Origin of the sequence: Streptococcus sp. HMSC10A01 (assembly GCF_001807785.1) — a bacterium.
In the GTDB taxonomy this organism is placed as follows: Bacteria; Bacillota; Bacilli; order Lactobacillales; family Streptococcaceae; genus Streptococcus; species Streptococcus gordonii.
Window position 1 is genome coordinate 151,665 of sequence record NZ_KV790965.1, and the last position, 17,086, is coordinate 168,750.

Consider the following 17,086-nt stretch of genomic DNA (forward strand, 5'->3'; position numbering starts at 1 on the left):
AGACAGTCGAAAAGTAGAAGGGGATGGTATTGGTATCAATCAATGAGTAACAAAGTAACAGCATGATTCGAAACATTTGCTTGTAATTTGCGGAGGAACATCTATATGGATGGAATAACAAAAGATTTTATAAAAACGGCTAAACTAATAAAACAATTATGGCCCCAATTGACCGATAAAGAAGCTTTTGATGAAGTAAAAAAATATACGAATGGCAAAAATACTGCAATCTTTACTGAAGTTGAAGGTGACACAATTGTAGGTCTAGCACTATGTTCACTCAGATTTGATTATGTTGAAGGTTGTAAATATAGTCCTGTTGGATTCTTAGAAGGGATTATTGTCGACGAGGAATATCGTTTAAAGAATATTGCTAAAAATCTCTGTACAAAATGTGAGGAATGGGCGAAAAATAAAGGATGTAAGGAATTTGCAAGTGACTGTAGTTTAACGAATACGGATTCTATAAGATTTCATCTCAATATTGGATTTCAGGAGGCAAATAGAATTATTCACTTTAAGAAGAAATTATAATTTAGAAACGTGAATAAACTTGTTTAAATTTTATGTCTCTTTAGAAAGTGTGTTAACTTGAAAGAACAAATTTTTTTGATGGGTGGGAATCCCCCAATAACGAAATATAGCATTGTTGATAAATTTGTATTATCAAGCAAGATTGAAAGAATTGTTATTTTTACAGTTTTTCGAGATAATTGGCAACCCTATATGAAAAAGTACACGGAAGTTTTCCAAAGTCAATTTCCTAATCTAAACACTGATTACTTACTTTTGGACACTGAGCAGATTGATTTTGATAGCTATTTAGATGCTGATCTAATCATCATCGGTGGAGGAAATACGGAAAAATATATAGCTACTTATGTCAATCAGGAGTTCAAAAATTATATCGATCATATGCTTAATAAAGGGGCAAAAGTTATAGGGTTTTCTGCAGGAGCCCTATTATTAGGAGAAAAAGTCTATGTCTCACCTAATGATAATTCAGATCATCAGATAAAGATAAAAAATGGATTAGGACTCTTTAGTCAGTTTTTAATTAGTGTCCATTATGATTCCTGGAATGATAAAGCTAATAAGGATAGAGCAGAAGAACTCGTCAGTGTTCCCATAATTCCACTAAATGATCATTCCTGTCTTGTATTGGATAAACTTGGAAACATTATTGAAAAAATTGACTAGTTTTAATCATGCGAATCTGAATCTACGAAACTAAAGTATTGACGAAATGAATAGTGAAAAGCCTTGATTGTAAGGCTTTTTTGTGTTTTTATGATAGAATATAGGTAGTTATAATCGATAGCAACTAAGAAGCAGTAAAAATATTATTCATAAAATAATCAAGATTAGGAAGAAAAAAATGACAGAAATTGATAAAAGGAATTTAAAAAATTATCTTTGTTTTACATTTGGAATTACTTATATATCTTGGGGGCTTCTTGCCATATTTACACAATCTTATATTTTGGGATTAGAGACATTTATAGGAAGAATATTACATATAGTTGGTGCACTTGGACCAGCTATTGCAAGTGGCTTTTATTTAAAAAGTAATAATATAAAATTTAAACATTTTTTATTTAATAAGATAGAAAATAGTAGTATTTATTTCATTTATCATATGTTAGCAATTTTGATACTATTTTCTGTATCTTCCTTAGAATTAAACGGAGTATCAATTTATCTTATGCCATTATTCTTTATACAACTAATTTTTTTTGGTGGTGGACATGAAGAATTAGGATGGAGAGGAATATTACAACCATTACTTGATAAAAAATATACTTATTGGCAATCTAATTTGATTGTAGGATCAATTTGGGGAATATGGCATCTGCCTTTATGGTTTATAGTTGGAGAAAGTCATCAAGGATTTCCTTTTATTTTATTTTTTATATATACATTATTTTTAAGTTTTGTTTTAGGGCTTCTTTACCGTCAAACGAAATCTGTGGGATACTGTGTATTATTTCATGCATTCGCAAATTTGTTAAATCTCTATTTTGTGTTAAAAATTAATCTTATTTTTATTATCATTTTTATTGGTTATTTGATTTATACTATATTGGCGAGTAATAGAATTAGTAAGGAAACAACATTTTAAAATTTAGATCAGGATATCCATTATTGAAAGTAACGTGTGGTCATTCTAGATAATCAATGTTAGAGACTTTTCTATTTGATGAGACATCACTGCTTGTACAAGCTGATTGAACAAGGGAAATTAGCTAGTGAAAGTCCTACAGTAAGGAGTTTAAACATGAAATTCCATGAATTTGGTAATAAGAATTTGCCTCCTATCTTACTAATACACGGTGGTGGCAGTTCTTGGTGGAATTACCTTCGTCAAGCACGTATCTTGTCAGAAAAATACCGTGTTATTTTACCTACTTTGAATGGTCACGGCGAAGAATATCAACTTGATTATGTTTCTACTGAAGATTCTGCTTTGGAGATTCTAGACTATATCAAAGCAAACTGTGGTGGGAAATTGTTTGCAATCGGTGGTGTTTCACTTGGTGGTCAAATTGCCATGGAGCTTTTGTCTTTAGACAGTGAAATTGCTGAGAAGGCCATCATAGATGGAAGCCTCTGTATTCCTCAACCAAGGTTAGCTAAAATCAGCATTTTTCTAGTGTCTCTATTTGGTAAACTGATGTTCAATAAATTCTCTTGCAAACTTCAGTTAAGCATGATGAACAAACTCTATCCTAAACTGGCTTATCCAGAGGAAATAAAAGCTTATTATTTAGAGGATTTGCCAAGGACGCCTGTCAAAACATTGGTGACCATTTACAAAAACTATATGGGATGTTACAAGCTGAAAGATATGATTTCTGCTAGCAAGGCTCAGGTTCTGTATATCTATGGTGAAAAAGAATTGAACTGTGTGAAAGAATCAGCGAAATTATTTCATCAGCTACATTCAAATACAATTTTGTATGAAGCAAAGGGCTATAACCACGGATATTTATCGGCTTATCTGCCTCAAGAGTGGATTGATTTGGTTGAGCTATTTTTAAACAGAAATTCATTGGAAATGTTTAATAAATCTGATATTCAATAGGGAGGAATCTGATGCTAGGAGCAATTATTGGAGACATTGTAGGTTCTGTCTATGAGTGGGATAATATTAAGACAAAGGATTTCCCTTTATTTCGGAAAGACTGCTTTTTTACAGATGATACGGTAAGTCCGAACCGCTGAGTGTGTGAGTTTGTTAGTGAAACGTAGCTAATCCTCAGAATAAAGAAACTAAAACTCCATTATTTTGAGATGAAAACCTAAATTGACTTTAAGGAGGTGTTATATTGATAGAGATCAGACCTGAGTTTGATAAAATCACATCCTTTGATGAATTTAATAAATACTATTGGTATCGTGATGAACTTTCACAGATATGCAAGTCATTAGGACTTGAAAATAGAGGTACAAAACAAGAACTCAATGATATTATTGAGCAGTACTTTAAGGGGAATTTGATTAAAAAATCATCAATAAAAAGCAAGAAGAAACGAGTAGAAGTCGTTACCTTAGATACGTCCTTACTTGAATGCGGATTCTCCTTTAACGCACACTTTAGAGAATATTTCTCAACTTTAACAGATGTTTCACCATTCAAATTTACTGCTGATATGGCTACTGCTTGGAGAAAAGTAAAAAGAGAACATGATTTAAGTTTTACCATTCAAGATATGCTAAAAGTTTATTATGGAAATTCAGACTATGCCAAGTATGATCATTCGGTTTGTCAATGGAATCAATTTTTAAAGGATTTCTGTGCAGACGAAAATAATCGTAATTACTCGAATAAACTAAAAGTAGCCTCTATTCTATGGAAAGAAGTTAGAAATTCAAGTAATGAAAAAATTTATTCAAAGAATCTTTTGACCGAATATGCTGATAAAGTAAAAGAGTATGGCAAGTAGAAATGTCAGTCGAAACCAATAGTTCACAAGGAGGAATCTGATGCTAGGAGCAATTATTGGAGACATTGTAGGTTCAGTTTACGAATGGAACAATATTAAAACGAAGGATTTTCCCTTATTTCGTGAGGATTGTTTTTTCACAGATGATACTGTTATGACCTGCGCCGTCGCAGAAGCAATCATGAATGGTGGTCAGAAAGATGACTTTATTGACGCCATGAAGAAATATGGCAAAATGTATCCCGATGCGGGCTACGGTGCTCGGTTTAGTAGTTGGATCAATAGTGACAATCGTGATCCTTACAATAGCTTTGGAAATGGATCTGCTATGCGTGTTTCTCCCTGTGCTTGGGTTATGGACTGTGGTTTTTGTGCCAGAACAGGAGCCTGGCCTTCTAGAAGATCTCTTGCACGACTTTCTGCTGAGGCGACTCATAACCATCCAGAGGGCATCAAGGGAGCTATGGCAACGTCGGATGCTATCTTTATGTGTCGCTATTACTTTGGAGGCTACTGTGGGGATTATGAGCAACCAATCAATGATAACACTTCAGAATGTAAGAGACTCATCAAGGAGCATATAGAGGAGGAGTATGGGTATAACCTTTCTCAATCACTAGATGAAATCCGTCCTACGTATCGTTTCAATGAAACGTGTCAGGATACAGTTCCTCAGGCAATCATTGCATTTCTGGAAAGTAGAGACTTCGAAGATGCTATAAGAAATGCCATCTCCCTTGGTGGCGATAGTGATACTCTTGCTGCAATAACGGGGAGCATAGCTGAGGCAGCATATGGTATTCCTGATTGGATCAAGGAAAAGGCCTATTCCTATCTAGATGAGCCGTTAAAGGATGTCATTAGCCGATGGAAAAAGTTCATTCCAGGAGGATAATAAAGGCTTTTGGTGTTACATACACATTTTATACAAAATATTAAGCCCTTATATCCCTGTCTAGAGATAAAAAAATCCCATCTAAGTTGGTAAATAACTTCAGGAGGTTGATACGCTATGCTTAAATCTTATGTAACTAAAAAGTATTTATTCTCCTATTTTGTGGCGATTATGATTACTTGGCTGGAGGCTGTCATTACACCAGCTTTAATTCAGTATATTGTCTCTAGTTTTACCAATCACCAGTTGCATTTGCTGTGGCAGGTCTTGATTTGGGGGATTGTGGGGAATTTGATTCTCTTACTAGGTTTGGCGGGGAAACGTTATTACTATGCACGAGTGCTGACGGACTTTAAGTCGGGGATTAAGCAGGCTATCTTTCAGACTTTCTTATATAGCCGTCGGATAGCGGATGAAGAGGTTTTGTCCGACCTGGAAAATGATGTGAAACAGCTAGAAGATAATTATATTGAGCCTACTGTCATTATCATTTCTTCTTTGGGATTTACAACTGTCTCTATCTGTTATGCTCTCTGGACTAATTTTTATCTGGGTTTGCTCTTTATCATTTTTTATTCGATACCTGTCCTTTGTAGTAGCATAGGTTCCAAACGCTTGGATGCGATTTCTGAGCAGAAGTCCATAGCTAACCAAAGCTATGTCTCTCAAGTGACCAATATGATTGCAGGTGCTCGTCCCATACGGCATTATCGGGGACAAAGCTTATTTTACAAACGGTTTAACAAAGATTTACACAAGACTTTAGAGCAAGAAGTCGCCTATGAAAAGCAACGGACTTTAAACAGTCTCTTTATCAATGGGATTGATGCCTTTTGCTCGGTTGCGCCTATTGTCATTGGTGGTTTCATGACTTATTATAACTACCTATCTGCAGCCAGCTTTGTTGGGATTTACCTAGTATCGCATAATATTGGCTACCAATTTCAAGAGCTATCTTACTTTATCAATACTAGAAAATCAGCCAAGTCTCTCTGTGATAAATATCAAAACTTGCTGGGAGATGAGTTGACGATGCCTTCTGTTCTTGAAGGTTCCGTCTTTCCTATCCAGCTAGAGCAGGTTAGTGTAGAGCGTGATGGTCAAGAAATCCTAGCCCCTTGTGACCTTACCATTGAGGAAGGGGAAAAGATTGCCATTATCGGAGAAAGCGGGTCTGGGAAAACAACCTTACTGAACCTCATCTATGGAGAAATTATGCCTAGTCAAGGTCGGATCCACTATCACGGACAAGAGCTAAGCTCAGATGAACTCTATCAGGCAGGAGCCTACATTCTCCAGTCTAGTCATGTCTTTGATGGATTGACACTAGAGGGAAATATTGCTCTGGGGCAAGAACTTGATTCTGTAAGGATGGAAGAGATTCTGCAGCAAACCGGATTGAAAGCTCTCCAAGGCAAAACACCCAGCAATCAAACCTTGTCAGGTGGTGAGAAGCAGCGGCTAGAAATTGCCCGCGCGCTTTATCACAATCGCCAATTTATCCTGGCTGATGAGGTCAAGGCCAATCTGGACCTTAAAAACCAAGAGAAAATCAGCCAGCTTCTCTTCTCTCTCCCACAAGCAGTCGTAGAAGTGATTCATCACTATAGTGAAGAGGACTTGAAGCGATATGATAAGGTGATAAAACTAGAGAGATAGGTGGAGGTATAGATTTCAAAAAGGAGTGGCAGAGGCCACTCCTTTTTGTGAGTTGGTGAATAGGATATGAAAAGTCTACACTATATTAGACATAGAATTTCCATTCTAGTGGAAAACATTTTCTATATGCTGTTGGTTAAGTGTAAACTATTTATTTTATGCTGAGTATGAATAGATCAGAGGTGATTGCAACTTGAAAACTAGTATAATTGCTGGAAATTAAAAAGATTTCTTCACTAACCCAAATTAGAATGTTGCCTAGTAATTTTTTTAAAGTAATCATCCCATTCATTCATTGTTTCAGGACTGAGAATGATATTAACTGTTTCTAGGATTGTACTATGTGTTTCTATGGCTTTTTCCCTATTTCCCCATAGATAGTCATACATAGCTTGAAGTTCATGTAGATAAAGCTTTTCAAATAAAAAGTAGTTTGGATATTTCTTTTGGAACAGTAAGCATAAAAGTTTTTGACTTGCTACTTGCTCTTTTCGTTCAATAAAAGCAGAAAGGCAGTTTAGGACTGTATCAATTTTGATTCGATCAAGGTTATTTTTTGGTGATTGAGGAATACTATCTAGAATGGTATTAGTAAATACTAGCAGAGCTTCAGTTGTGAAATATGGGACGAGATTTCCAAATAATCCTACGTCAAGGTTCGTCCAATATTCTAATGAAAAAAAGTAGTCAGTCAACTGAAGTATGACCTCTTGTCTAACTGTCTCCTGTTGTAGTTCACAGATCATAACCTCAAGAACGAGTGAGATAATAAGATAAATATATTGCTCTTTTTTCGAAGATAACTCAAAAAGCTCTTTTTTTACTTTAGAGAGTGTCTGAATATCGTTATTACTCAAAGCATCCTCTATTTGTTGTATTATTTTGTAAAAATCATCATCCTGAAAATCCTTCCACTCAAAAAATTCATTAATTTCAACTATCATGAATCCTAACAGTTTAAAGAGTACATCTTTAGAAAGGTTCGTATGGCCGTTTTCAAAGTCAGAAATACTTGTTGCAGAGCTAGCAATTTTGCCGAGTGTTTTCAGGGAAAGTTTTCTTTGCTTTCGAATAGCTTTAAATTTTTCTCGATTATTCATGTTCGGATTTCCGAAATTTCTCCTTTTTAAGTTTCTAACATTATATAATAGAAGCATTAAAAATGAAAGGAGAAGAAGCATGGTTGTAAATGAAATTATTAATACGCGCTTGTCCAAAGCGTGATATTTTTAACCAACGTAGCTTTGATGAAAAATGCAAACGAATGCAACAAAATATTATACAAAATTTTGAACTCGCTATCTTATCTAATAAAGTAAACTACAAATTAAAGGTTGAATGATATGAAGACAATTCTAGAGAATATCTCAAAATTAAAATTGTTTGTCTATATACTATTTTCTATGCTCTATTCTTTACAAGGCTTACTCACGTCTTTTCTCATACAGATTGCAGGGGAAATTGACGTGAATAATACTCAGATGGTTCTAACATTTGGACTGGGTGGAGTGCTACTATTTATATTTGTTTATGCTTGTATGTATATAAATAACATCTTAGTACGTACAATAATTGAAGATTTTAATGTCCTAATTTCTAAAAAGGCTATTGAAAATTTTTATCAAAAAAGATTAAATTATACCTCTGAGGAGCTAAACTCCTTTTTGACACAGGATATTCCAATGTTTTGGCAGGAATACTTAGTTCCTTTGATAGTTTATCCCATCTACGTATTATCTATTCTTGCTTCAGTGTCATATCTCCTCATACAAAATATCCAAGTAGGTCTGCTATATACAATCGGGGGATTTTTAATGATTATACCTCAGTTTATATTTAATAAAATGTTGCAGAAGAGAGGAGAGGAGCTAAGTACAGCGAGAGTAAATAGTATGACATCTATCACAGATTTTACAAAAGGAATAGATACAATTCGTAGTAATCAAGCAAGTAAACAGTTTTCATCCCATGTTTTGGACGAAATCAGGAATACGGAGAAAAAACAATACCGATATTTTACGAGTCATAATCTGGTCATGTTTTGGACGGGTCCTCTGAAAGGAATTGGATTAGTGATTCCACTAATGATAGGTTTGTTTTTAGTTAAGTCAACTTCTATCACACTTACAACTTTACTAGCCATGATGACTGCGTCCATGAATTTAATTTCTCCATTACAACAACTTTTAGAAGGAACCTCTAGCTTGCAGTCAGCTAAGTTTATTAGGGATAAGATGGTTTTCATTTTAAGTATGAGAAATAATGATGATGAAGAAATAGAAATTAAAACTTCAAAGGAAAAATTGAGGATTTATGGTAAAAATCTTAGTAAGTCATTTGAAGATAAGCTCATTTTTGAACGATTATCTTTGGACATTCCTTTTGGAAAAAAGATTTTACTGTCAGGAGTAAGTGGTAGTGGAAAAACAACCCTGTTTAAAATTTTAAGTGGTGAAGATACTGAATTTTCCGGAAATTTATATTTTGAAAATGAAAAAGGAACTTGTTATGAACCATCCTATAACAAGGTGTCTCTAATACATCAAAAACCGTATATATTTAATGGTAGTTTAAGAGATAATTTAACGTTATTTCAGGAAATTTCTGATAGTAATTTGCTTGATGTTTTGCAGAAAGTGAATCTTCTAGAAGAGATGGGGAATAATCTTGAGACTCAACTTGATGGTCAAAACTTATCTGGTGGTCAAATGATGAAATTAGAGATTGCGAGATGCTTGCTCAGACTTAAGCCGATCTTACTTGTTGATGAAGTGACTGCTTCATTGGATGATATGAATGCTCAAGAAATTCGTGCACTGATTTATTCCCAAAAATGTACTATTTTAGAAATTGCTCATAAATTTACAGAAGATAATTATGATGATATAATCAGGATAGAGGATTATAAGTCTAGTGATCCTAATCAATAAAAGGTTGCCGATAGCTATCAAATGCCTTGTTATTCTAAATTACTTGATATGACATTTCAACTAGACTTCTATATACAAAAAATGGTTATAAAGTAAGGTTCACAGCTATTGATCCCGATTAGGAAATTGGAATTTATATTGTTCGATAAAAATATTGATGTCGTCTTACTAAATCAAGGAGCAATATTGTTATGACTGATTCTGCTAAAATAGGTAAAAAGTATTTTTATACTACTATCATTGGTTTGTTTCTAATGGCAGTATTGTCTTTGACAAAGATAATACCTGAACTTTCTTTATCAGGTCTCACCGTACTGATTGGTATTCTCTTTTTCTTTGTTCTTGAACATTTTGATAAAAAATCACATATAGAATCGGGCTTGCGCTTTAAATCATTTTTCGATGATCTTAAAAAACAAGGAGTAATTCTTTTGGTCTTGTTTCCTGTAGGATCCGCTGTGGCAACATTGCTTATCGGCGATATGGTATTTAAGGGCGCTTTTACTAGTCATGTTCTGGGAAGAACGAATGGTATGTTATCCTTTGATAAAATACCACTCCTTATGGTTCAAATAGTAATCGCAGCCTTGGGGGAAGAAATTGCATGGAGAGGTTTCTTTCTTGGTAAGTCAATGAGAATTCTACCATTTTGGCTTTGTGCCATTCTGTCTTCTTTATTGTTTGCGATAGCCCATATTTCTAGTGGTAGTGTTGGACTTGTAAGCTATGATATTTTCATGATTTCTGTTGATAGTATCATCTATGCAATGATTTATAAAAAGTCTGGGAATTGTTTGATTTCTGCACTTTCTCATATTCTCGGCAATGCAACAGGAATTCTTTTGCTAATGATGTATATCTAGAAAGATTTTAATGTCATCTAGCTAATAAAGAATTTTCATTTTAGGACGGTAATGGCCACTATCAGTAAAAGTGGGCTAGATGACTTGATTTAGAAAAGTAAGGAATCTTTCTAAAAACTTGAATAACTAAAAGCCTTGTCTCCAAGGCTTTTTAATATTCCCTTTCCCAAACTTGAACAATAGCTTGCAATCATTTTTTTAAAATAGTATACTAGACTCAAGCTATGAAAACGTTTGCTTTAAAAATTGAAAGAGAAAGTTTAGGAGACAAAATATGGAATTAACAGCCATTTATCACAGACCGGAGTCAGAGTATGCCTATCTTTATAAAGAAGGTCAAGTGCATATCAGAATTAGGACTAAGAAAGAGGATATAGAGAAAATCGTTTTGCACTATGGGGATCCCTTTATCTTTATTGAAGATTCTTATGAAGACGCGAAAGATATGGTCAAGGTGACCTCTGATGCCTTATTTGATTATTGGCAAGTAGCTGTCTCTGTGCACTTTGCTAGGCTCCAGTATATTTTTGAGCTTAAGGATAAAAAAGGTCAAAGCGTCTTGTATGGAGATAAAGGTTTCACTGACAATAGTCCAGAAAACCTTCATTACGAAGGCAATGGCTTTAAACTCCCTTATATTCATGAGATTGATGGCTGCCAGGTTCCTGACTGGGTTTCAAAAACGGTCTGGTATCAGATTTTCCCAGAACGTTTTGCAAATGGAAATGCTGAACTTACGCCAGAAGGAGCTCTAGATTGGGATTCGTCAATCACACCTAAAAGTAGTGATTTCTTTGGTGGAGATTTACAAGGAATTATTGACCATCTGGATTATTTGCAAGACCTAGGTATTACAGGGCTTTACCTCTGTCCCATCTTTGAATCGCCAAGTAATCATAAGTACAATACGACGGATTACTTTGAAATTGATCGACACTTTGGGGATAAGGAGACTTTCCGTCAACTGGTGGACCAAGCTCATCTGCGTGGGATGAAGGTCATGCTGGACGCGGTTTTCAATCATATGGGCGATCAATCCGCTCAATGGCAGGATGTTCTCAAGCATGGTGAAAAGTCAGCTTACAAAGACTGGTTCCACATTCAAGAGTTCCCAGTGACGAATGACAAGCTTGTGAATCCCAAAGAACTGCCTTATCATACCTTTGCCTTTGCCAGCTATATGCCTAAGTTGAATACGGCAAATCCTGAGGTGAAAGACTATCTCTTAAGCGTTGCGACCTATTGGATTGAACAGTTTGATATTGATGCTTGGCGGCTTGATGTGGCTAATGAGGTTGATCATCAATTCTGGCGAGATTTCCGCAAGGCTGTTTTGGCCAAAAAGCCTGACCTTTACATTCTTGGAGAGGTTTGGCATACGTCTCAGCCTTGGCTAAAAGGCGATGAGTTTCACGCTGTCATGAATTATCCCCTATCCGATAGTATCAAGGACTACTTTTTGAGCAGGAGCAAGAAGACCAGTCAATTCATAGCTGAGATGAATTGCCAGTCCATGTACTACAAGCAACAGATTTCTGAAGTTATGTTTAATCTCTTGGATTCGCATGATACAGAGCGCATTTTGACGACAGCTCAAGGGGATATCCAGCTGATCAAATCCGCGCTTGTCTTTCTCTTTTTACAAAGAGGGGCGCCTTGTATTTATTATGGGACTGAGCTAGAATTGGGCGGAGGTATGGACCCGGATTGTAGAAGGGTCATGCCTTGGGACCGTGTTTCTAATAGCAATGACATGCTCAATTTTATGAAGGACTTGATTCAGCTTCGCAAGGAAATTGCGGACATTATTCAGCATGGGAAATTTACCTTAGAAGAAATCGCTCCTGATGTGCTGGCTTTAGAATGGCAACATGATCATCAAGTAATCCGAGCCATTTTTAATCAGTCCAATGAGAATTATCTGTTAGACAGAGATTCAGCTGATTTGGTGAGTCATTGCCAAACTGATGATGAGACACTTGTCATCTTACCAAAGGGATTTGTAGTTTATTGTGATGAGTCTAAAAGGTAATGGTGTAGAAACATAGGAACTCGGACAAACAAGATATTTAATCCTTCTTTTTTAAGTGTTGGAATTTTTCATGGTGGTGTAAGATGAAATCAAAAGAGCTTCTGAAGAAAAAGTTGATTAATCTAGCTAGCGGGGAATTGGCAGCTGTTTTAGTATTTTGGATGAATTTTTTCTTGCTTAAAAAGTGGATTCTCACTACTAAAGCCTTCGTTTCTATTTCTTTCTCTTTATTTCTGCTAACTTTTATCTTGATACAAGGTTCCATTTTTTGGTGGATTTTAATCAAGAGGATTTCCAATCCAGGATTTGCTGAAAAGTATACTGGAAAGATTTACAAGATATTGAAGAAATTGGATTTTATTTTACTAGCTACTGGAATTTTTGTGATATTATTGAATCACGGAGAAGTTTCCACGTTCATTATTTCTTTTTCGATTTGGATGTTTGCTCTTATAGAGTGGGTAAATTACTATCTATTGCAATTGTCCTACAGCTTGAATCCTGCTGTTTTATGTAGATACATCAGATATAGGAAATTGAAAAAGAGTAAAATAGCAAAGGAAATTGAGAAAATCTTATAATGCTGATGATTTCCAAGAACTGAAAGTTGCAAAGGAGTTCAATCTTATGCCTAGACCGAAAACTAAAGAAGATTTGATGCTAGCTGCTAAAGAAAACTTTGAGAAGTTACAAACTCTCATTTCCAAATTGTCTGATCAAGAGCTAAATACGCCTTTTGATTTTTCTCGGGATGAAAAGAAGAAAGAGGCCCATTGGAGACGAGATAAAAATCTAAGAGATGTTTTGATTCACCTCTATGAATGGCATCAGCTATTGTTGAATTGGGTGCATTCCAATCAAAAGGGTCAAGAGCAGCCCTTTCTTCCTGCGCCCTATAACTGGAAGACTTATGGAGAGTTGAATCTGGAATTTTGGAAGAAGCATCAAAAGACTTCTCTAAAAGAGGCAACTGAGATCTTTCATCAGTCCCATCAAGATGTTTTGGACTTAGCAGACACATTTACAAATGAAGAATTGTTTTCAAAAAATGTCTATAAATGGGTCGGAGGGACAGTACTAGGTTCCTATTTTGTAAGTGCTACCTCTAGCCATTATGACTGGGCCATGAAAAAATTGAAGGCTCATCAAAAAAATGTAAAGCAAAATAGTCTGTAGAAGACAAGAATTAGAGAGAAATAAGAATGAAGAAATACAGCAAAATAATCATGTCCTGCGCTTGCCTGGCTATGGCTTTGGGGCTGGCAGCATGCGCTAGTTCCCAGAAAAATAATCAAACAAACCAAAATACACCAACCTATTCAAATCTAAACAGTAAAAAGAGTGTCGAGGAAGTGAAGAGTTTGTTATCAGCTCATTTGGATAAAGACAGTGTCGATAACTTTGTCAATCTAGTCAATGACTACAATGGCCTTGTCGGATCGACCGGATTAAGGGGCGATTTCACTAAGTTTACCAAAACAGAATATGATGTAGAAAAAATCAATCCTCTATGGCAAGCCAAGAAGGGCGATTTTATCGGGACAAATTGTCGGATCAATACCTATACTTTGCTGAAAAATAGCATCGAAATCCCTCAAGTGAAAAAAGATGACGAACTCTTGTTCATAGATAATGACGCGATTGACAAGGGGAAGCTCTTTGATGCCAAGGATAAGGAAGAATTTAATATTCTGTTTTCAAGAGTCAAGACTGAAGCAACTCAAGATGTCAAAGTCCATGCTAAGAAGATGGAGGAATACTTCAAAAAGTTCAAGTTTAATGAAAAGGCACGAATGCTCTCTGTCATTGTTCACGATAATCTTGACGGTGATTCTCTCTTTGTAGGTCATGTCGGTGTCTTGGTTCCAGACAAAGACGGATATTTGTTTATCGAAAAGCTAACCTTTGAAGAGCCCTATCAGGCAATCAAATTTGCGACCAAGGAAGATGTCTACAAATACTTGCAGACCAAATATAAAGACTACACAGGGGAAGGTTTGGCCAAGCCCTTTATCATGGACAATGATAAGTGGGTAGAGGGTAAATAGTGTGCTCTGTTAGCATTAAGAAAATAGAAGAGGGAGATTTAGCGTATGGAATTAAAAGATTTTACAGAAAAAGAGCAGGAGCAGATCGATCAAGGGCTCAGCACTGCAGAAATTTCCGATAAGGAAGTTGCTAAAAAGATTCTGGCACTCGTGCCTGAGGAATGGATTAAGAGGATTCCTTTCTTCGTGAGAGGGCATGCGACGACCAAGACCGTTGAACGAGTTGCTAAGCAATATCCTGAACTATACGCTGTCGCTAAGCAACAAGGCGAACTTCCCGACAAAGAAAGAGAAGAATTGCGCGCCATTATGACAAGCATTTTTGAAGAAAAGATGAATAAACATAAGATTAAGTAAGCGAATTTCAAGGTGGTCTGAAAAAAGTCTTACTTAATACTTGCATACAAAAAACAAGTGACGGCATCAATAAAAGATGCGGTCACTTGTTTTATATTATTTATTTTCAACCTCGTTTTGGAAAACTAGGTTAGGTTTCAATTCTAGTACCTTTTCAAAAAAAGCCATCAAGTATTGGTATTTGTTAGGATCAATAATTCCCAAACCAATCTGTTGTTGCTCCGTCCCATTTTTTGCATAAAGGAAGAAATTTTTAGTTTTTACATTGCCAGCATGAACCCACTCTATCTTTAAAGTGATGGACTCAATTTCATCTAAGTAAACAGGCATAAGGAGTCTCTTTTTAACGAGAAAGAGAGCGTCTCGGTAGAGATAAAGAGAGTTAAAATCATCTTTAACGAGTGCCTTTTCTTGGATGAGCTGGTGCTGGTCTGCAAGCTCAGGATAGCGTTCGTAAATGCTTTGATATTTTTCTCGGATTTTTTGCGGTGCTTTTAATGCTAAGTGGCCAAAAGCAATAACGATTCCTAAAAGAATAATTCCAAAGATTCCAGAGAAAACAAGTCCAACAGTGTCATTCTTTTGGAGAGCAGATGGGAGATTAAAAAGAAGAAATATCAGGCCAAGACTCCCCAAAATGACCCAGATTAGTGAAGACGTAACAGAAGCTTTGATTTCTTTTTGCATGAAAGCAACTCCTTTAAATAAAATATACAGTCTTATTGTAACACGAATAAGCGCCCTTGAAAACTAGAGTAAAAGAACAATCAGAAATTTCTGATTGTTCTTTTGATGATTTAAGATTTTTATTCAAGGTTTAGCTTAGTTCGAGTAATATAGTAAACCCCAAAATAGAAAAGAAGAAGTTTTATAATCTCATAAGTATAAGCAGACAGGAATGAGAACTGAATAGGCGGTTCGGAATAAGAACCAACATATTGTGCATAGGTAATCGCATAGATGAAAGGATTTGTGAAATAAAGCTGACGATTCAGTACTCCTATTATAATCCATAGAACAAAGGCTGCTACAAAGGACATTAAAATGCGATGATTTTGGAAAAGCTGTCCAATGGAAATAGACAAGTATAGGAATAATACAAAAGAAATCGAACCTAGAAGCAAATAGAAGGCTATTTGAAGAGTAGGAATCAATGGAATGTAGGAAAGAAGAAGACCAATTTTATTGAGGACATCAACCCCTGAACCAAGAGCTACAAGAAAAGCCATCCAGATGATGCTTAGGAAAATTCCCAAGACGCTCGCAATATACCAAATAGTTGCCATTGTCATTTTTGAAAGGATGATTTGGTGGGCATTTGCGGGCAGTGTCCAAGTCAAGTATGCTTCACGACCAAAAATATTTTGATAGAAACGTCTAATGGTAATGACTAGGTTAGAAATAACAAGTGCTGTACAGGTTGAAAAGAATACAATAGTAAAGAATGAATAGACTGCTGAGACAGCATCATCTGACGTAATTCCAGTAGATATACTGTTAGACAGCATCAGACCAAATATTGATGAGACAATAGCCAGAATTAAGAACAAGACGCCATATAATTTTCCGGCTGCTTTAAATTCATATTTTAATAATTTCCCAAACATAAATCTCTCCTTTAAATTCTAAACTGATCACGGAAGATATGGTCAATAGTGTTGTCATGTTTTCTGCGAAGCTCATTAGCATCTTCCTGCAACAAGATTTCCCCATCTTTGATAAAGATGACATCATCAAGAATATCTTCGATATCGGAAATCAAGTGGGTAGAGATCAACACAGAAGAATTCTCTGAACGGTTTTGAATAATTGTCTTCAAAATATAGTCTCTGGCTGCCGGATCCACACCACCAATTGGTTCATCAAGAACGTAGAGATCAGCCTTTCGACTCATAACTAGGATCAATTGAACCTTTTCTTTATTACCTTTTGAAAGATTCTTCAAACGACTTTTTTCGTCTAAATTGAGATCTTCTAAAAGGTGGTTGGCCTTTTCTTCATCAAAGTCAGAATAGAAGTCTTTGAACATAGCAAATACTTCTTTAATTTTCATATTATCACCAAGATAAGTTGTATCTGGTAGATAAGAGACAGCCTTTTTCGTTTTTGGAGAAGGTTTTTCTCCGTTGATAAGAACCTGTCCAGAAGTCGGTTGCAGAAGACCATTGATAAGTTTGATGATAGTTGTTTTTCCACTACCATTTGGTCCTAGCAAACCAACAATACGTCCAGGTTGGATATCCAAGTTAACACCAGAAAGAGCTTCAGTCTTTCCATAATTCTTTTGAACATGCTCCAAACGAAGCAAAGATGAAGTTGACATATAAACCTCCTAAAAGATACAAAGCTAACAAG

At 35.6% G+C, this 17,086-nt stretch carries 20 protein-coding genes; 16 read left to right on the forward strand and 4 right to left on the reverse strand.

The genetic code is table 11. The features are described from left to right. Positions 1 to 105: 105 nt before the first annotated feature. The 8 genes from aac(6') (at position 106) to HMPREF3108_RS02360 (ending at position 6,501) form a co-directional block, all read left to right on the forward strand. Positions 106 to 534, forward strand: coding sequence for an aminoglycoside 6'-N-acetyltransferase (gene aac(6'), locus HMPREF3108_RS02330; RefSeq protein WP_048775188.1), 429 nt, complete (start codon positions 106 to 108; stop codon positions 532 to 534). Positions 535 to 591: 57 nt separating this feature from the next. Continuing rightward, a complete protein-coding gene (locus tag HMPREF3108_RS02335) occupies positions 592 to 1,200 on the forward strand; it encodes a Type 1 glutamine amidotransferase-like domain-containing protein (RefSeq protein WP_048775186.1) in 609 nt (202 codons plus the stop codon). Positions 1,201 to 1,378: 178 nt separating this feature from the next. Next, positions 1,379 to 2,122, forward strand: a complete 744-nt coding sequence (locus HMPREF3108_RS02340; RefSeq protein WP_049489667.1) for a CPBP family intramembrane glutamic endopeptidase — start codon at positions 1,379 to 1,381, stop codon at positions 2,120 to 2,122. 156 nt (positions 2,123 to 2,278) lie between these two features. Then, entirely contained in the window at positions 2,279 to 3,085 is an 807-nt protein-coding gene (locus tag HMPREF3108_RS02345; RefSeq protein WP_060970421.1) for an alpha/beta hydrolase, read from the forward strand. Between the two features lie 11 nt (positions 3,086 to 3,096). Further along, positions 3,097 to 3,225, forward strand: coding sequence for an ADP-ribosylglycohydrolase (locus HMPREF3108_RS10435; protein ID WP_082756380.1), 129 nt, complete (start codon positions 3,097 to 3,099; stop codon positions 3,223 to 3,225). A gap of 104 nt (positions 3,226 to 3,329) precedes the next feature. Next, positions 3,330 to 3,947, forward strand: coding sequence for an SAP domain-containing protein (locus HMPREF3108_RS02350; RefSeq protein WP_048778687.1), 618 nt, complete (start codon positions 3,330 to 3,332; stop codon positions 3,945 to 3,947). Positions 3,948 to 3,987: 40 nt separating this feature from the next. Further along, entirely contained in the window at positions 3,988 to 4,842 is an 855-nt protein-coding gene (locus HMPREF3108_RS02355) for an ADP-ribosylglycohydrolase family protein (protein ID WP_048778689.1), read from the forward strand. A gap of 117 nt (positions 4,843 to 4,959) precedes the next feature. Continuing rightward, positions 4,960 to 6,501: a streptosactin export ABC transporter GggC gene (locus HMPREF3108_RS02360; protein ID WP_070493140.1), complete on the forward strand. Its 1,542-nt coding sequence runs from the start codon at positions 4,960 to 4,962 to the stop codon at positions 6,499 to 6,501. A gap of 236 nt (positions 6,502 to 6,737) precedes the next feature. Here the strand turns inward: HMPREF3108_RS02360 and HMPREF3108_RS02365 are convergent, their stop codons facing one another. Beyond that, complete coding sequence (locus HMPREF3108_RS02365) at positions 6,738 to 7,601, reverse strand: Rgg/GadR/MutR family transcriptional regulator (RefSeq protein WP_070493143.1); 864 nt, start codon at positions 7,599 to 7,601, stop codon at positions 6,738 to 6,740. 89 nt (positions 7,602 to 7,690) lie between these two features. On the opposite strand from HMPREF3108_RS02365, the gene HMPREF3108_RS10595 reads away from it, so the two are divergent. From HMPREF3108_RS10595 to HMPREF3108_RS02400, 8 genes are all read left to right on the forward strand, one after another. Beyond that, positions 7,691 to 7,843, forward strand: a complete 153-nt coding sequence (locus HMPREF3108_RS10595) for a hypothetical protein (protein ID WP_176744508.1) — start codon at positions 7,691 to 7,693, stop codon at positions 7,841 to 7,843. Position 7,844: 1 nt separating this feature from the next. Then, complete coding sequence (locus HMPREF3108_RS02370) at positions 7,845 to 9,431, forward strand: ATP-binding cassette domain-containing protein (RefSeq protein WP_070493145.1); 1,587 nt, start codon at positions 7,845 to 7,847, stop codon at positions 9,429 to 9,431. A gap of 191 nt (positions 9,432 to 9,622) precedes the next feature. Continuing rightward, on the forward strand, positions 9,623 to 10,294 hold the full coding sequence (locus HMPREF3108_RS02375; protein ID WP_070493148.1) for a CPBP family intramembrane glutamic endopeptidase: 672 nt from the start codon (positions 9,623 to 9,625) through the stop codon (positions 10,292 to 10,294). Between the two features lie 274 nt (positions 10,295 to 10,568). After that, positions 10,569 to 12,326, forward strand: coding sequence for a glycoside hydrolase family 13 protein (locus HMPREF3108_RS02380; protein ID WP_070493151.1), 1,758 nt, complete (start codon positions 10,569 to 10,571; stop codon positions 12,324 to 12,326). An 83-nt stretch (positions 12,327 to 12,409) separates the two neighbouring features. Beyond that, positions 12,410 to 12,907: a hypothetical protein gene (locus HMPREF3108_RS02385; RefSeq protein WP_070493154.1), complete on the forward strand. Its 498-nt coding sequence runs from the start codon at positions 12,410 to 12,412 to the stop codon at positions 12,905 to 12,907. A gap of 46 nt (positions 12,908 to 12,953) precedes the next feature. Further along, on the forward strand, positions 12,954 to 13,502 hold the full coding sequence (locus HMPREF3108_RS02390; protein WP_070493282.1) for a ClbS/DfsB family four-helix bundle protein: 549 nt from the start codon (positions 12,954 to 12,956) through the stop codon (positions 13,500 to 13,502). 26 nt (positions 13,503 to 13,528) lie between these two features. Beyond that, a complete protein-coding gene (locus tag HMPREF3108_RS02395) occupies positions 13,529 to 14,374 on the forward strand; it encodes a DUF4300 family protein (RefSeq protein ID WP_070493157.1) in 846 nt (281 codons plus the stop codon). 45 nt (positions 14,375 to 14,419) lie between these two features. After that, positions 14,420 to 14,731, forward strand: a complete 312-nt coding sequence (locus tag HMPREF3108_RS02400; protein WP_070493160.1) for a hypothetical protein — start codon at positions 14,420 to 14,422, stop codon at positions 14,729 to 14,731. 96 nt (positions 14,732 to 14,827) lie between these two features. On the opposite strand, the gene HMPREF3108_RS02405 is transcribed toward HMPREF3108_RS02400, so the two are convergent. The 3 genes from HMPREF3108_RS02405 to HMPREF3108_RS02415 all read right to left on the reverse strand — a co-directional run bounded on the left by HMPREF3108_RS02405 (position 14,828) and on the right by HMPREF3108_RS02415 (position 17,054). After that, complete coding sequence (locus HMPREF3108_RS02405) at positions 14,828 to 15,418, reverse strand: hypothetical protein (RefSeq protein ID WP_048775160.1); 591 nt, start codon at positions 15,416 to 15,418, stop codon at positions 14,828 to 14,830. A 119-nt stretch (positions 15,419 to 15,537) separates the two neighbouring features. Beyond that, positions 15,538 to 16,338 (reverse strand): hypothetical protein, encoded by an 801-nt coding sequence (locus HMPREF3108_RS02410; protein WP_048775159.1) that lies wholly within the window; start codon positions 16,336 to 16,338, stop codon positions 15,538 to 15,540. 11 nt (positions 16,339 to 16,349) lie between these two features. Next, complete coding sequence (locus HMPREF3108_RS02415; protein WP_008809279.1) at positions 16,350 to 17,054, reverse strand: ABC transporter ATP-binding protein; 705 nt, start codon at positions 17,052 to 17,054, stop codon at positions 16,350 to 16,352. Positions 17,055 to 17,086: the final 32 nt, after the last annotated feature.

What these genes read in the sequence shown, in the direction of transcription:
- HMPREF3108_RS02400 (WP_070493160.1), top strand. Translation starts at nt 14,420, where the DNA reads ATGGAATTAAAAGATTTTACAGAAAAAGAGCAGGAGCAGATCGATCAA.
- HMPREF3108_RS02345 (WP_060970421.1), top strand. Translation starts at nt 2,279, where the DNA reads ATGAAATTCCATGAATTTGGTAATAAGAATTTGCCTCCTATCTTACTA.
- HMPREF3108_RS02375 (WP_070493148.1), top strand. Translation starts at nt 9,623, where the DNA reads ATGACTGATTCTGCTAAAATAGGTAAAAAGTATTTTTATACTACTATC.
- HMPREF3108_RS02355 (WP_048778689.1), top strand. Translation starts at nt 3,988, where the DNA reads ATGCTAGGAGCAATTATTGGAGACATTGTAGGTTCAGTTTACGAATGG.
- HMPREF3108_RS02385 (WP_070493154.1), top strand. Translation starts at nt 12,410, where the DNA reads ATGAAATCAAAAGAGCTTCTGAAGAAAAAGTTGATTAATCTAGCTAGC.
- HMPREF3108_RS02405 (WP_048775160.1), bottom strand. Translation starts at nt 15,418, where the DNA reads ATGCAAAAAGAAATCAAAGCTTCTGTTACGTCTTCACTAATCTGGGTC.
- HMPREF3108_RS02340 (WP_049489667.1), top strand. Translation starts at nt 1,379, where the DNA reads ATGACAGAAATTGATAAAAGGAATTTAAAAAATTATCTTTGTTTTACA.
- HMPREF3108_RS02390 (WP_070493282.1), top strand. Translation starts at nt 12,954, where the DNA reads ATGCCTAGACCGAAAACTAAAGAAGATTTGATGCTAGCTGCTAAAGAA.
- HMPREF3108_RS10435 (WP_082756380.1), top strand. Translation starts at nt 3,097, where the DNA reads ATGCTAGGAGCAATTATTGGAGACATTGTAGGTTCTGTCTATGAGTGG.
- HMPREF3108_RS02360 (WP_070493140.1), top strand. Translation starts at nt 4,960, where the DNA reads ATGCTTAAATCTTATGTAACTAAAAAGTATTTATTCTCCTATTTTGTG.
- HMPREF3108_RS02365 (WP_070493143.1), bottom strand. Translation starts at nt 7,601, where the DNA reads ATGAATAATCGAGAAAAATTTAAAGCTATTCGAAAGCAAAGAAAACTT.
- HMPREF3108_RS02380 (WP_070493151.1), top strand. Translation starts at nt 10,569, where the DNA reads ATGGAATTAACAGCCATTTATCACAGACCGGAGTCAGAGTATGCCTAT.
- HMPREF3108_RS02395 (WP_070493157.1), top strand. Translation starts at nt 13,529, where the DNA reads ATGAAGAAATACAGCAAAATAATCATGTCCTGCGCTTGCCTGGCTATG.
- HMPREF3108_RS02410 (WP_048775159.1), bottom strand. Translation starts at nt 16,338, where the DNA reads ATGTTTGGGAAATTATTAAAATATGAATTTAAAGCAGCCGGAAAATTA.
- HMPREF3108_RS02415 (WP_008809279.1), bottom strand. Translation starts at nt 17,054, where the DNA reads ATGTCAACTTCATCTTTGCTTCGTTTGGAGCATGTTCAAAAGAATTAT.
- HMPREF3108_RS02370 (WP_070493145.1), top strand. Translation starts at nt 7,845, where the DNA reads ATGAAGACAATTCTAGAGAATATCTCAAAATTAAAATTGTTTGTCTAT.
- HMPREF3108_RS10595 (WP_176744508.1), top strand. Translation starts at nt 7,691, where the DNA reads ATGAAATTATTAATACGCGCTTGTCCAAAGCGTGATATTTTTAACCAA.